Source organism: Dietzia cercidiphylli, from assembly GCF_039531545.1.
Lineage (GTDB): Bacteria > Actinomycetota > Actinomycetes > Mycobacteriales > Mycobacteriaceae > Dietzia > Dietzia natronolimnaea.
Window position 1 is genome coordinate 1 of the sequence record NZ_BAAAQG010000004.1, and the last position, 14,130, is coordinate 14,130.

Sequence of the window (14,130 nt, forward strand, 5' to 3'; positions counted from 1 at the left end):
AAAGAAAGAGCCGACACGCCGCCTCGATCGACGACTCCGCCAATCACGATACGGGTCGCGGCTCCTAAGGCGCTGCCGACGGCCAGAAGCACACCAGCCGGGCCGACCGCAATCCCCCGCTCCAGCGCGCCGATCACGGCAAAGGCCACGGCGGACGTAACGGCACCGCCCGCGAACATCGTCATCGCGGCCATCAGCACCAACGCCGAACGCAACTGTGTATCCCATTGCCCCGCCGGCCGGGTCGTACCCATAACGACCGGCATGGTCCGGGTCCGGGCCACGGGGACCAGTACGAGCATGCCCAGTACAGCCATCAGCAGGAAGGCCATGGACCATCCCAGAGTCAACGCAACCAACGGGATCGAAACGCCGGCGACCAACCCCGTCACAGGGACCGCGGCCTGTTTCACCCCGAAGGCCAGCCCGCGCGAGGCGGCTGGGATGTGCGTGACGAGCAAGTGGTTGGAGGAAGGGTGCCCGAGACCGTTCCCGAGTCCCCCCAGGGATGCCCATACAATTAGCCACGGCCACGCAGAGATCCAGGACGCGCTGCCGGTCAGGCTCACGACCGCCAGCAGCAAGGCGGCGATGCCCATGCCTTTCTCGCTGAGCACACGACCAATCACACCGGTGCACGCGGAGGTGAGGGCGGCCGCAGCCCAGTAGGCCCCTACCGCCAGGCCGATCCCGTAGGCCGGGACGCGGATTGTTGCGGTGATCTCCGTGGCCAGCGCCCCAAGGAGAAACACCGGCATGTTTGTTAAGACAGTCACCAGTACGGCCACAGCCAAAGCGGCGAATCCACGGCCCGGATGTCTCACGCGCTGTGACCTGCCATCGGGGCTTCCGATGCCGCATCCATCTCCGGCACGCTGCGCTTACGCACCCGTGGGCAGGGCGGTAAAAAGTTCATGGCTGGCATTCCTGCCCTTCTAGGTCAAGGCTGTGGTGCGAGCAATACCGCTTCTGAAGTGCCCCGGGTTTGATGGGCACATTGGTGTGCCCCGGATTCCGTGGGGTTCGATTTTCTGAATTCTCATACCACGATCCAGCAGTAGCTACCGCGCCCAGCCCAGGCCTGGACCGAACCACAAACCACCGCCTCAAAGGATCTACCCGAAGCGGCCTGACACATCAAAGTCACCGAGGCTGAATCACTGGACTGTTCCCGTTCGGGTGGACACTCGGAGATGAGCGATGAGTTCCCCGATGGAGGGAGCGGCCCACGGGATTGATGGAGACATTGGTGTGTCCCGGATTTCGTCGGGTTCGGATTTCTTGGATTCTCATGCCTCAAGTACGACTTCGCCGGACATCGGTCTAGATGGGTCAGCGTCGGCCCCTGTGTCCCTCTAGCCCGCGTCAGATCTCCTTCCCATCACCCGCCTGACGCCAGTTCCCGGCCGATACCGAACGCCGCGGCCTGGAGGACTCCAGCGAGGCGGGTCCTGTCCCTCGTCAAGCGGGGAACCACCAGTCCGAGGGATGCGACGATCGCGGTGTCTCGAAGCACGGGGACGGCCACCGAGCACGCCCCGAGGGACATCTCCTCGACCGTTGTCGCGTACCCGTTGCGCCGCACCCGGGCCAGCTGCTGGCGCAGGAGCCCGGGCTGGGTCACCGTGAACGGCGTCATCCGGGTCAATGACCCGAGCGTCTCGGCGAGCACGTCGTCGGGCGCGTGCGCGAGCAGCACCTTCCCGACCGCCGTGCAGTGCAGCGGCAGTCGGGAGCCGACGGTGCTGACGATCGGGACGGACGCCGTGCCGGACAGCCGGTCGAGGTACAACACCTCGGCGCCCTCGCGCACCGCGAGGTGCACGGTGGCCAGCGTCGCGCCGTACACGTCGTGGAGGAACGGCTCGGCGATCTGGCGCAGGCCGGTCTGGGTCGGCGCCAGTAGTGCGAGCTCCCAGATCCGACGACCCACCACGTACTCGCCGGTCGGCCGCCGCACCAAGCCGCCCCAGGTGGCCAGTTCGGCCACCAATCGGTGAGTGGTCGGCAGCGGTAGACCCGCCCGACGCGCTATCTGGCTCAGCGTCATCGCCCGGTGCTCATCGTCGAAGGCGCCGAGAACGGTCAGCAGGCGCGAGGCGACACTCGCTCCCGGGTCGGAGGTGTTGCCGGCCATCGTCACCCCCTTTCACTCAGTGAACGATATAGCTCGAAGCGTACGCCCCGACCACCTACCGTCGGGCTGGTGAGCACTCCTGACCTATCGACCCAAGCCGAGATCAGCGCCGAGATCGCCGACCTGTCCGCCGGCGCCGACCCGTCCGCTATCCGGCCCTGCCTCGACTACTCCCCGTACCGCAGCAGCCTCCTGCGGCATCCGACCAAGGATCTGCACCAGGTCGATCCGGAAGGCGTCGAGTTGTGGTCACCGTGCTTCAGCCACCGGGACGTCGATCCACTCGAGGCCGATCTGACGATTCAGCGCTCGGGCGAGCCGATCGGCGAGCGCATCACGATCTCCGGCCGAGTCGTCGACGGCGATGGACGTCCGGTCGCGGGTCAGCTGATCGAGATCTGGCAGGCCAACGCCGGAGGGCGCTACATCCACCAACGTGATCAGCACCCGGCTCCCCTCGACCCCAACTTCACCGGAGCCGGGCGGTGCCTGACCGACGAGAATGGCGGATACTCGTTCCAAACCATTAAACCGGGTCCATACCCATGGCGGAACCACCGTAACGCCTGGCGTCCCGCCCACGTGCACTTCTCCCTCTTTGGCACCGAGTTCACGCAGCGCATCGTCACGCAGATGTACTTCCCTGGCGATCCCCTGCTCGCGCTGGACCCGATCTACCAGTCGATCACCGACCAGGGCTCCCGTGACCGCCTCGTCGCCCGCTACGGCCACGACCTGACGCGACCCGAGTGGTCGACCGGCTACCGGTGGGACATCGTGCTCACCGGCGCCCACCGCACCTGGACCGAGAACAAAGAGGACCACTCATGACCAGCCGCCTGCACCCCACGCCCGGCCAGACCGTCGGCCCGTTCTTCCACTACGCACTCCCCTACGACGGCGACTCCGAACTGGTGCCTGCGAGCAGCCCGGGTGCAATCCGGTTCCACGGCCGCGTGCTCGACGGTTCCGGGGCACCGGTCCCCGACGCGCTAATCGAGCTCTGGCAGGCGGACGCGTCCGGCGCGATCGTCCAGCAGCCGGGCTCGTTGCGCCGCGACGGCTGGACGTTCACGGGCTGGGGCCGGGCATCAACTGACAACGCCGGCCACTACTCGTTCTCGACGATCGCGCCCGGCGCGGTCGAAGGGGGCGCGCCGTTCTTCGCACTCACGGTGTTCGCGCGTGGCCTACTCGACCGGCTCTTCACCCGCGCGTACCTGCCGGAGGACGAGGCTGCTCTCGCCGTAGACCCCCTTCTCAACAGCCTCAACCCGGACCGTCGCGCCACGCTGGTCGCGGAGGCCGATGCGCAGGGCCATGCCTTTGACATCCGTCTGCAGGGCCGGGACGAGACCGTCTTCCTGACTTTCCCAGGCCACGGGGCAGCACACTGAACGCCATGACCGACCTGTTCTGGCCCGGCGACGAGCGCGCCGGCGACCTGATGAGTGCTAAAGCGTTGCTCGCCGCCATGGTCAGGGTGGAGTCCGCGTGGCTGGACGCTCTCATGGCCTCCGGGCTCGCGCCGTCCGCCGCCGCCACCGACCTCGCCCCGCTCGTCACCGTCGACGACCTGCCGCACATCGCGGCGGCAGCCGAGGGCAGCGGCAACCCCGTCGTCCCGCTCGTCGGCCTGCTCCGGTCGCGGGCTCCGCAGCCCGCCGCCGCCTGGCTTCACCGCGGGCTCACCAGCCAGGACGTCCTCGATACCGCTCTCATGCTGTCGCTACGCGATGCGCTCGAACGGCTGATCGGCGAGCTGCGCGCCCAGGTGACCGCTCTCGCCCGTCTGGCCGCACAGCACGCCCAAACGCCGATGGTCGGCCGCACCCTGACCCAGCACGCCGTCCCCACGACATTCGGTGCGGTCGCCGCGGGCTGGCTCGACGGCCTGGTCGACGCCGCCGATCTGGTCCTCGACGCCCGCTCCCTCCTGCCGGTGCAGCTCGGCGGCGCGGTCGGCAATCTCTCGGCGGTCACCGAACTGGCGGACCTGCGAGGGCACGAGGATCCCCAGGGGACCAGCGCCGACCTGGTCGCCAGCACCGCTGCAGCCCTCGGGCTGCGCGAACTCCGCCCGTGGCACACCTCGCGGGCCACGGCCACCCGGACGTCCGACGCGTTGGTGACGTGCACGGACGCGTGGGGACACATCGCGACCGATGTCGCGACCCTGGCGCGGACCGAGATCGGCGAGCTGGCCGAGCCTGCGGCTGAGGGTCGCGGCGGCTCGTCGACGATGCCGCACAAGAACAACCCAATCTTGTCCGTGCTGGTCCGCCGCGCGGCCCTGGGAGCCCCCGCTCTGGCCGCGACGATGCACCTCGCCTCGGCCACCGCGGGCGACCAGCGGCCGGACGGCGCGTGGCACGTTGAGTGGTCGACCCTGAGCATGCTCGGTCGACGCAGCATCGTCGCCGCGTCCCAGACCACCGAGCTCCTGCAGGGTCTGCACGTGGACGCCGAGCGCATGCGCGCGATGCTCGACCGGTCGGCTGACAGCGTGCTGGCGGAGCGACGCTCGATCGCCGGGCTGCTGGACAAGACCGCCGATTCCGACCCGACCACCTACCGCGGGTTTTCCGGGGACCTCATCGTGGGCGCCGTGGAGCGCGCCCAGACCTTCTTGGAGGAGAACGAGTGAACATCCCTCGCATCACGGCCGTCCGGCTCGGCGGGTCGCCCGCCCTTCCCCTGCTCGTCCTGGGGCCCTCGCTGGGCACGTCCGCTCAGTCACTGTGGGCGCGCTGCGCCGCCGGACTCACCGATCGATTCGAGGTACTCGCCTGGGACCTGCCCGGGCACGGATCCAACACCGGTTCGGCCGAGCCCTTCACGATGGCCGAGCTAGCCGCCGGTGTCCTCGGGATGGTCGACGACATACTGGCCCAGCGCGACACGTTCGCCAGCACTTTCACCTACGCGGGCGACTCGGTGGGAGGCGCCGTCGGGCTGCAGCTGCTGCTGGACGCACCCGCGCGCATCGACTCCGCTGTCCTGATATCCACGGGCGCACGGATCGGCGAGCCGGACGTCTGGCGGAGACGAGCCGCGTCTGTGCGCGCCTCGGGCACCCCCTCGATGATCGAGGGATCAGCCCAGCGCTGGTTCGCACCCGGATTCCTCGAGCGGGAACCGGAGATCGGCGCGGCCCTGCTGCACGCCCTACAGGACGCCGACGACGAAGGGTATGCGCTGGTGTGCGAGGCGCTGGCGGACTTCGACGTCCGTGAACGCCTCGGAGAGATCCGACCCCGGGTGCTCGCGGCAGCGGGCTTGCTCGACGTCCCAACTCCGCCGGCCGACCTCGCCGCGATCGCCTCCGGAGTCAGGAACGGACGGCTCGTCGTCCTCGACGGCGTCGCGCACCTGCCCCCGGCCGAGCAACCGTCAGAGGTCGCCCAACTCATCCGCGATCACGCGAACGCGGGGCAGGCGGTTGCCGCTCCCACGACCGTCGCCGGGGTGCGCGACGCCGGCATGGCCGTGCGCCGTGAGGTGCTGGGCGATGCCCACGTCGATCGCGCCGCGGCTGCGATCACCGATCTGACCGCCGACTTCCAGGAATTCATCACGCAGTACGCGTGGGGATCGGTATGGACGCGTCCGGGTCTTGACCGGCGCAGCCGCTCACTCATCACGCTGACCGCCCTGGTGGCCCGCGGCCATCACGAGGAGCTGGCCATGCACGTGCGGGCCGCGCGTACCAATGGGCTGACCAACGACGAGATCAAAGAGTTGCTGCTCCAGACGGCGATCTACTGCGGCGTGCCCGATGCCAACGCCGCCTACCGCATCGCCCAGCGCGTGCTCGACGAACTGGACCACCCCGCTTACTAGGAGACTGCTGCACAATCCTCGTGGCAGGAGCCCGGTGTGGTGGCTGGCGTGAAATCCTGTGGCCATGCAGGGTTGTGATTGTGACTTTCGCCGGTAAGTGGCGGTGGCGGTGGTCTACGGACGTTTCGCGGCGGTCTCACTGGCGAGTGGTGGTCACCCGGGCGCGCACTAGGTGTACTGCCCACGCAGGTTGTGTACGCGGTCTGCGGGTGAGGCGCCTCGTAGTGCGGTGTGGCCGCGGTGGAAATTGTAGTGGTGTAGGAACGCCGGGAGGCGAGCCGCGCGGTCGGACTCGCTGACGTACGCGGCGGCGTAAGCCCATTCCTCGAGCATCGTGCGGTTGTAGCGCTCAACCTTGCCTTTGGTCTGCGGCCGGTACGGGCGAGTGCGCTTGTGCCTGATCTACGGCCCGAGGGCGTCGGCGAACGCGTGGAAGCGGTAGCAGGAGCCGTTGTCGGTCAGGACCCGGCGCACGGTGATTCCGGCGTCTGCGAAGAAGGCGCCTGCCCGCTTCCAGAAACCAGCGGCGGTCTCTTTGCGCTCGTCTTCCAGCAGCTCGGTGCAGGCCAGGCGTGAGTGGTCGTCGACGGCGTTGTGGATGTACCAGTACCCGGTCCCTGCTCGCCGGTTTTGAACCTCCCTGGATCTGTCGGAGGGTTCCGATCTAACAAGGAAGACTGGAACCCATGGCAGCACCACGAAAGTTCGACTCCGAGACCCGGGAGCGGGCGGTCCGGACGTACCACGAGCACCTGGCGGATGCGAAGTGCTCAAGGTCGCCGCTCGTACCCACGTCGGGTCACTGCTGGGAGTGAACCCGGCGACCCTGCGGAACTGGATCGAAGCGGGATCGAGCCCCGCATTAGCGGAGTCGACCGCCGAATCCGCTGAGGTCAGGCGCCTCAAGCGGGAGAACGCCGAGCTGCGCCGGGCGAACGAGATCCTCAAGAGCTTCGTCGCGCAGTGGGAGGGCTAACGCGGCTAACGCGACGCGTCGGCGGCCCCTACTTCCTTACCCGCTGGAGTGCGCGGTAGAGCGTGGATCGACCCACCCCGAGATCCCGGGCGATAGCTGACGGCCCCTCCCCCGCCTCGATACGGGCAAGGGACTTGTCGATCTGCTCCTCAGTCAGGACGCGTTTGCGTCCCTTGTACTTGCCCTTCGCCTTGGCGATGGCGATACCCTCGGCCTGGCGTTCGCGAATGATGGCCCGCTCGAACTCTGCGAACGCCCCGAGTAGCGAGAGCATCAGGTCGGCTCGAGGATCCTGGGCACCGGCAGCGTAGGTGGCCCGCTCGTGGACGAACCGCACACTCGCACCCTTCGCGGTGACCTCGCCGACGATCTGCTTGAGATCAACCAGGGAACGAGCGAGTCGGTCCATCGACGCGACAACCAGCTCATCACCGTCCCGCAGGTACCTGATGCACTCGTCGAGCCTCACCCGGTCCGCACGCGAGCGTGCCGACTGTTTCTCGATATAGACCCGGTCGCACTCCCCCACTGCCTCGAGCTGACGCGCCTCGTTCTGATCCGCGGCTGACACCCGCACGTACGCCACCCGCTGCCCACGCGGGCGTGAGGCCCGGCGAGCCGGCTTCGGAGCCGGCTTCGGCTTTGCCTTCCGCTCGATGATGTTCTCCGAGTCCGTCGACTCCACCCGGATACTCCAGTCCAGCTCGTCCCGGCGGCGGAACCGAGTCCGCACGCTGCCGCGGCTGACGATGAGCACCTCCTCGCCACCATCACCTGAACGGTTCAGCAACGTTCCGATCCGATCAGCCATGAGACCCTTCCGCCCGGAATCTGTATCAATAGATCTTAGACCCTACGGGAAGACGTTCCATAAAGGCTACATCGACCCTGTGACACAGCGGGGACGGCTGGCGGCATCGCGTCCCACATGGGTGTACCCAGTGAATCAAGCGATCCCACCCAAGCTGGCTTCCGGCCGTCCAAGAGTGACGCTTCCGACTCAGTCCGAATCCCGCACGGCACGACCGCATCCCTCAGCTCTGCGTGCTGCGTGACCCGCAGCTTCAGACCTGTAACTGACGTGCAGCCCACCATCTCTTCAGATTGCTCCCCGCTCGAAGGCGGCTAGCTGTACTGACCGGGGACATTGATCAATCGCGTGAAGGGTGGCTGGTTCGCGCAGGCCGTGTGGGGTCGGTGATGGTTGTAGTGGTGCAGCCATGACTCGAGAGCATCGCGTCGTTCTGCCTCTGAGCGGTAGCAGCGGGCGTAAGCCCACCCGTCGGCCATTGTGCGGTGGAAGCGCTCGACCTTCCCGTTCGTCTGGGGTCGATACGGGCGCGTGTACCCCGGTCGGATCGACAACGCCTCGCAGGTATCACGCCACAGATGCGACCGGTAGGCACCGCCGTTGTCGGACAGTACTCGCTCGATCGTTACCCCACGCTCAGCGAACCAGCCGGCAGCTCGATGCAGGACGCCAACGGCAGTGACAGCAGTCTCGTCGTCGTGGACCTCGGTGTACGCGACGCGGGAGTGGTCGTCGATCACGGTGTGGACGTAGGCGTAGCCCAGCTTGGGTCCGCCGTACCGATTGCGTGGCTTATCCGGTGTGCCGACGCGGTTGCGGTCGCCTTGGCGTCGGCCGACATAGCGCCAGCCACCGCCGTCGGGGATGTTCCCCAGCTTCTTCACGTCCACGTGCACCAGCGACCCGGGGTGTGCGTGCTCGTAACGACGGATCGGTTCGCCGGTCGCCCGGTCGACGTGCGATAGCCGATTCAATCGAGCGGCGGTGAGGATGCGGTGGACTGTGGAGGGCGCGATCCCGAGCCTTGCTGATAGTTGAACTGGACCTTCCCGCAACCTAATCCGCAGGTTGATGCACCGTTTCGTGACGGGCGTGCTTGTCTTGTTCGGCGAACTCTTCGGGCGGGAGGACCGGTCGTGCATGGGCTCGCCGGCGCGGTAGCGGTCGACCCAGCGTTTCACGGTCGGCCACGAGACCTGGAAACGCGCGGCGACCTCACTGATCGGCCAGCCCTCCTCGACGACGAGTTGGGCAACCTTCAGACGGTGACGCGGTGTGAGGGCAGCGTTGGGATGGGACATGTCATCTTTCGGTCCGGGACGGCGCCGCAGCACACGCCGCTGTCAGGCCGGATGCTGCACGTGGATGCGCAATGCGTTCGCGGCGAACTGCGCGGCCTCTGGGCTGCCGAAGGTCTGGTGGAAGTCGGGGTTGGTTTCGTAGAGGTCGGCCATGCCTTGCACCATTGCGGCGGATCGTTCGGCATCGCCGGCGTGGGTGGGTGTTCCGGGGATGTCAGCAAACCAGGCCATGTGGTCGGCAGCGTGGGATTGAGCAACTGGTGAGTCGGGCGTCTGCCCGGTTTCGTAGATTTCTGCCCACCGTGTGAGCAGGGCCTGGGCGCTGGTTTGCCAGTCGCGTTGCTGTCCCAGGGACTTGGCATGCCACCAGCGGTTCGACGCGGCGAAGGCCTCGCGCCCCCACCGTCGTACGACCTCGGCCTCGTAGCGGTCGTTGAAGCCTTCGAGCATCACGTCCATGCGTGGTTCACGGCCCTCTCGGCGCATCTGCAGGGTGTGCTCGACCGCGCTGATGCGCCGGTCTATGGCCTCGCGGTCCTCGGCCAGCTGTGTCAGGTGGGCCTGGAGCGCTTCGACCTCGGCGGTGGGCGTCTCGGGGGCGTCGAGGACTGCGGCGATGTCGGCCAGTGGCATACCCGTGTCACGGAGAAGGAGGATGCGTTGCAGGCGAGCGACCGCGTCGGGACCGTAGTAGCGGTAGCCGTTGGCCCCGACGCGGTCGGGCTCGAGCAGCCCGATGCGGTGATAGTGGCGCAGCGTGCGGCCGCTGATGCCTGCGCGTTCAGCGAGCTCGTGCACCGTCCATTCCATCACCGGGCTCCTGTCGTTCGACCTGCTGCTCAGTGTGCCCCGTCTGTGGTCAGGCCCAGCCGTGGCAGCGCAATGCGCAGGATCTCGGACGCGGGAGTGCTGACGTTTTGGGCGGCCGTGGTGCCCGTGGCGTCGAGGTATGCGCGGACAAGCCGAGCACCGGCTGCATAGCCAGCCCCGGTTGGCAGGCCGACAGGCTCGGCACCGAATAGTTGTGCGCTGGAGTCGCCCAGCACCCAGGCTGCGAAGTCTGCCATTCCGGTGACGCCCAGTCCGCTGGCGACCTTCGCCAGGACCTGGTCGTCGGAGCGGGTTTCGTCGCGCACGAAGTGGGTGTAGCCGGCGTCGCCGTACAGTTCGGACGCGAAAACATCCGCGAGCCCTTCAGACACAACGTGCTCGCCAACCATCACCGTCTGTGGATCCCACACGATCCCGCCGGGTGAATAGCGCACGTTGTGGTGTAGTTCGTGGACCGCGATCGCCTCGAGGCGATCGAGGACGCGCGAGGTTGGCCAGACGGTGATGGCTATGTAGCCACTGATCCCGCCAAATCCGGACATCCCTTGCACCTCGTCGACGAAGTGCTGGCTCGTCGGATCCCCCAGGACGAGCAACACGTTCACGTCGGGGATCGTCACACCCGGATCGGCAGACGCCAACGCTTCCACGCCCTCCTCGAGGGCCTTCTCGATGCGGGTCCACGCATCGGCCGCGACAAGAGACTCCAAACCTTCGCGGACCCGCTCGATCGCGGAGTCTGGACGGAAGCCAAAGTTCTGCTGGTGCACGGTGGCCATGTCCACACCGCCGGGAATGAAGTGGTACATCCCCGACATGGGAGCCCACATGTCACGGATGAGGTCGTCGCGATCCTTCGCATCCGCAGTCAGGACTCGGCGCATGCCCGAGGCACTGTCAATCATTGAAATGGTCATGACAAGCAACCGTAAACATTGCCGTTACGACAAGGTCAACTATTTCCTCGATTAATGTCCCCGGTCAGTACAGCTAGCTGATGGCGGCGGCATAGTGAGCGAATAGGACCTCCTGCCGCTGTTCGAGGCCGGCGATTCGCCGGGTTGCACCGAAAGCCTTGTCGATCACCCGGTCGAGAGCGTCATGAGCTCCGACGAGGCTTGGGTCCATCGCGGTGACGTTGTAGTGCTCAGCGAGCGTGCGCTCGGGATATTTCTCGCGGGCCGCGCGAATACCGAGACCAGCCTTGATGACCGCGGTGCGCGTCTGTTCGTCCAAGTCAGGGATCGGGAAGTTATTCCAAGTAATCGTGCTCGAGAGGCTTAGGTCGGACTTCATGCGGCCACCGACGGTCTTCATCCAGGTTATGAACATGGTGGAGCTGGCTATCGCGAAGAGCACCCCACCGTCATCTTCGGCTCCATAGATCTTGTTCGAGATGATGCAATCCGGGTCGAGGAAACCGACTGGTAGGTAACGCCGGTTCACCGAGCTGACCTCAGGGAGCGCGATAAACGTGCTGTCCGAGACGAATCCGAATTGCCGGAACAGGTGGTCGTGCCTGTAGTCCCGTGTGGTTTCAGCTTTCGAATCGCTCCGGAACTTTTTAACCGCGGCGATTCGTCGACGGAGCTCAGCGGAGCGATTGAGGTCCGCGGGGTCGAGACTGGCAAGCCAGAGGCACCACCGCTTCTTCCCATAGAGCATCTGGGTCGTTCCGATATAGGGGCGCAAATATTTGGTGAGGATCGGATCAGCGCGCACCGATTCGACCTGTTCCTCTGTCACGACGAGATTTCCGTCGTCAGTCGGCATCGAGCCCTTAGCGAGCGCGGGTACCCCTGGCGAAAGCGGACGCGAACGTGTGTCAACGAGGACGCTAGCGCCATCGACGAGGTAGGCGTTGATCCCAGTCTTGAGTTTGAGTTTGATCGGGTTTGCATTCGGAGTTTCGTAGTCCCAAAGAGACTGCCGAGCTGCGCGGTCTCTCGTGAAACCAACTATCACGCAGTGAACCACGGCTTTGCCTGGAGCCTCGGAGTCCCAGGCGAAGGTGCGGTGGCCGAACTTGATACGCCATCCCTCAGAGTAGATGGGCTCGAAGAGACGTGGCACTTGATCGCCTTGGGTGATGGAGTTGGTCGTAACGTAGGCGAACTCGCCGGGCCGGCTAGCCAGGAGATGGAGAGTCTTTGCATGCCACCCGGTTACGTAGTCGAGACGTCCAAGTTTCTTCTTTCCACCCCACGCCGCCCTCAAGTCTGAAAGCTGCTCCTTGGTGCGCGTGTGGTCACCTAGGAACGGCGGATTACCGAACACGTATGTTGGTCCCGCTGGCCGGGGCAGAACGGTATCCCAGGCCAGTTGGAGGGCATTAGCGTGGCGGATATGCGCCGTAATCTTGATGGGCAGACGGTTTGGAGCGTCGCCAACGGCGGCAGCGAGTTCGCGGTTCGCCTGGTGGTCGACTAGGAACATTGCTGTTTCCGCAATCTTCGCTGGCCACCAATTGACTTCGAAGCCATGGAACTGGTCGATCGAGAGCTTCTGGTCCAAGCTCACGTCGAACGAGGCCGTGGTGAGCCTCTCGCGCCGCCGCAACTCAACGATGATCCGGGTCTCGACCCGGCGGAGCTCGCGATAAGCCACGACTAAGAAGTTTCCGCACCCACAAGCTGGGTCGACAAACTGCATCGTCGCCAGATCGTCGCGGAACTGTCTCAGCGCCTTCTGCGAGGTCGATTTGTTGGCGATGAGCCGGTCCGCCTGTTCGCGGAGCTGATCGAGCACTAGAGGCTCGAGGACCTTGAGAATGTTGGTCTCTGAAGTGTAGTGCTCCCCATCGACCCTTCGGGCTTCCTTGCTCTTGACGAGCTGGAACATCGCGCCGAAGACGGCGGGTGAGATTCGAGTCCAATGAAAGCGACACGCAGCTAGGAGTGCCTCACGGAACCCTTCGTCGAAGTACTCCGGGACGAGCGTGTCATGGAATACTGAACCATTGACGTAGGGGAATCGGACCATAGATTGCGGAACTCGGCGACGCTGGCCTATTGGTGTATTTAGTACATGAAACAGCGCCGTGAGCTGCGCCCCGAGGTTGTCTGTGGTGGTGTCGTACAGGACGAATCGGTAGAAGAGGTCCTCCTCCCAGAGGCCTGCATCGTCGCCATAGAGGAGGAAGAGCAGTCGCGTCATCCACATCGACGTGCGCTGAACTGCGATGTCTTCGTCCTCTGGGTTCTGCGCGGCGTCATCACTGATACCTGCGTCGGCGTCTTCCCCAAGCATGGCGTTGTACATGTCAGCCATGAGCCTGCTCGCCGCAATGGACGCGTCAACCTCATCTTGCTTGGTGATCGTCTCCCGGCCTGCAAGAAACATCAGCTGGTCGACGTGGTCCGCGATGTCCTCAATGCGTACTTCGACGGTCCAGGCGTCCTCGCCGAGACGGTCGATTCTCAAGTGTTCGAAGTCGGAGACAAGGACATACTTGGGGAACTCATGATCGGCGATGGAACCACCGGCCAAGTAGTCAAGCGCTTGGGCAAAGGCAGCATCGAGATCTCGGCCGAGCGACTTGGCCTCCCCGATAACCACCCCCGACCAGAAGAGGTCGATGTAACCGGCGCCACCAGTGGTAGCGCGCCCGGCGTCTCGCTCAAATAGGTCGATCCGCTCGGGGATGACACCAAAACACTTGAGCAAATCCGACCAATACTGCTGAGCATGCGAGCGCTCGGTCCCAGTGACCGACTCAGCCCTCCAGCCATCGATGCGTTCTCGCCAAAAAGAGGAGAATTGGGTCAACGACCGGCGGATAGAGTCGCGGTCAAGGACAAGGGTGGCGCTAGGAGTCACCCCGTGACCTTACGTTTAAGCGCTGGGACTGACACCCCAGGCCTCAATCCGCCGTAGTCCCTCCCCCAGGCTCAATACCTCGTGATCGGCGCTCTCGCCGAACCACATTCTTCACGGTCCGCCGTGAGATACCCTCCCCATCTGCGATCTGCGTCAGGGTCTTCCCTTGATCGATCATCTCGAGGTACCGAGACGCCCGTTCTCGAGCTGCGGCGCGACGAACGGCATTCGCGGGGTTCTCGTGCAACGCCGATCCGAGCTGATCATCTCCATCGTCGGCAATCGTGGGCCGTTTTCTGAATTCAGAGGGACTTGGAACCACGCCACAACTTTACGGCGACTCACTGAGTATTTGGAGGCTTGGGGGCCACCGGATATTGCCTCTGGGGGCCAGCAGTATTGCCGTTGGGGG

The 14,130-nt window shown here is 65.3% G+C and carries 11 protein-coding genes and 2 pseudogenes; 5 read left to right on the forward strand and 8 right to left on the reverse strand.

Features of this window, described 5'->3' with window-relative positions; all coding sequences use genetic code 11:
- Both ABD250_RS04855 and ABD250_RS04860 read right to left on the reverse strand, forming a co-directional pair.
- The coding region (locus tag ABD250_RS04855) for an MFS transporter (protein ID WP_344390993.1) at nt 1-758 on the reverse strand (758 nt) is incomplete at its 3' end.
- A 623-nt stretch (nt 759-1,381) separates the two neighbouring features.
- Entirely contained in the window at nt 1,382-2,137 is a 756-nt protein-coding gene (locus ABD250_RS04860) for an IclR family transcriptional regulator (RefSeq protein ID WP_182658304.1), read from the reverse strand.
- A 69-nt stretch (nt 2,138-2,206) separates the two neighbouring features.
- Here ABD250_RS04860 and pcaH point away from each other — a divergent pair, with 69 nt between their 5' ends.
- The 4 genes from pcaH to pcaDC are packed head-to-tail and all read left to right on the forward strand — an operon-like array spanning nt 2,207 to nt 5,980.
- On the forward strand, nt 2,207-2,968 hold the full coding sequence (pcaH, locus tag ABD250_RS04865; RefSeq protein WP_182658305.1) for a protocatechuate 3,4-dioxygenase subunit beta: 762 nt from the start codon (nt 2,207-2,209) through the stop codon (nt 2,966-2,968).
- Nucleotides 2,965-3,534: a protocatechuate 3,4-dioxygenase subunit alpha gene (gene pcaG / locus ABD250_RS04870; RefSeq protein WP_182658306.1), complete on the forward strand. Its 570-nt coding sequence runs from the start codon at nt 2,965-2,967 to the stop codon at nt 3,532-3,534. Before pcaH ends, pcaG begins: the two co-directional genes overlap by 4 nt.
- Before the next feature lie 5 nt (nt 3,535-3,539).
- On the forward strand, nt 3,540-4,784 hold the full coding sequence (locus ABD250_RS04875) for a lyase family protein (RefSeq protein WP_182658307.1): 1,245 nt from the start codon (nt 3,540-3,542) through the stop codon (nt 4,782-4,784).
- Nucleotides 4,781-5,980, forward strand: a complete 1,200-nt coding sequence (pcaDC, locus tag ABD250_RS04880; protein ID WP_182658308.1) for a bifunctional 3-oxoadipate enol-lactonase/4-carboxymuconolactone decarboxylase PcaDC — start codon at nt 4,781-4,783, stop codon at nt 5,978-5,980. The genes ABD250_RS04875 and pcaDC overlap by 4 nt, the downstream gene beginning before the upstream one ends.
- A gap of 168 nt (nt 5,981-6,148) precedes the next feature.
- On the opposite strand, the pseudogene ABD250_RS04885 reads toward pcaDC, so the two are convergent.
- A pseudogene (locus tag ABD250_RS04885) lies at nt 6,149-6,610 on the reverse strand (integrase core domain-containing protein); the annotation flags it as partial.
- Nucleotides 6,611-6,785: 175 nt separating this feature from the next.
- Here ABD250_RS04885 and ABD250_RS04890 point away from each other — a divergent pair.
- Nucleotides 6,786-6,932: pseudogene (locus ABD250_RS04890) on the forward strand (transposase); the annotation flags it as partial.
- A gap of 52 nt (nt 6,933-6,984) precedes the next feature.
- Here ABD250_RS04890 and ABD250_RS04895 read toward each other — a convergent pair.
- The 5 genes from ABD250_RS04895 to ABD250_RS04915 form a co-directional block, all read right to left on the reverse strand.
- Nucleotides 6,985-7,767, reverse strand: a complete 783-nt coding sequence (locus ABD250_RS04895) for a recombinase family protein (protein ID WP_344391000.1) — start codon at nt 7,765-7,767, stop codon at nt 6,985-6,987.
- A 314-nt stretch (nt 7,768-8,081) separates the two neighbouring features.
- Nucleotides 8,082-9,068, reverse strand: coding sequence for an IS481 family transposase (locus ABD250_RS04900; RefSeq protein ID WP_182658008.1), 987 nt, complete (start codon nt 9,066-9,068; stop codon nt 8,082-8,084).
- A gap of 42 nt (nt 9,069-9,110) precedes the next feature.
- Complete coding sequence (locus ABD250_RS04905) at nt 9,111-9,878, reverse strand: MerR family transcriptional regulator (protein ID WP_182658007.1); 768 nt, start codon at nt 9,876-9,878, stop codon at nt 9,111-9,113.
- A gap of 29 nt (nt 9,879-9,907) precedes the next feature.
- Nucleotides 9,908-10,816, reverse strand: a complete 909-nt coding sequence (locus ABD250_RS04910) for a DUF2268 domain-containing putative Zn-dependent protease (protein ID WP_182658006.1) — start codon at nt 10,814-10,816, stop codon at nt 9,908-9,910.
- Between the two features lie 73 nt (nt 10,817-10,889).
- Entirely contained in the window at nt 10,890-13,718 is a 2,829-nt protein-coding gene (locus ABD250_RS04915) for a class I SAM-dependent DNA methyltransferase (RefSeq protein ID WP_182658005.1), read from the reverse strand.
- Between the last annotated feature and the right edge of the window lie 412 nt (nt 13,719-14,130).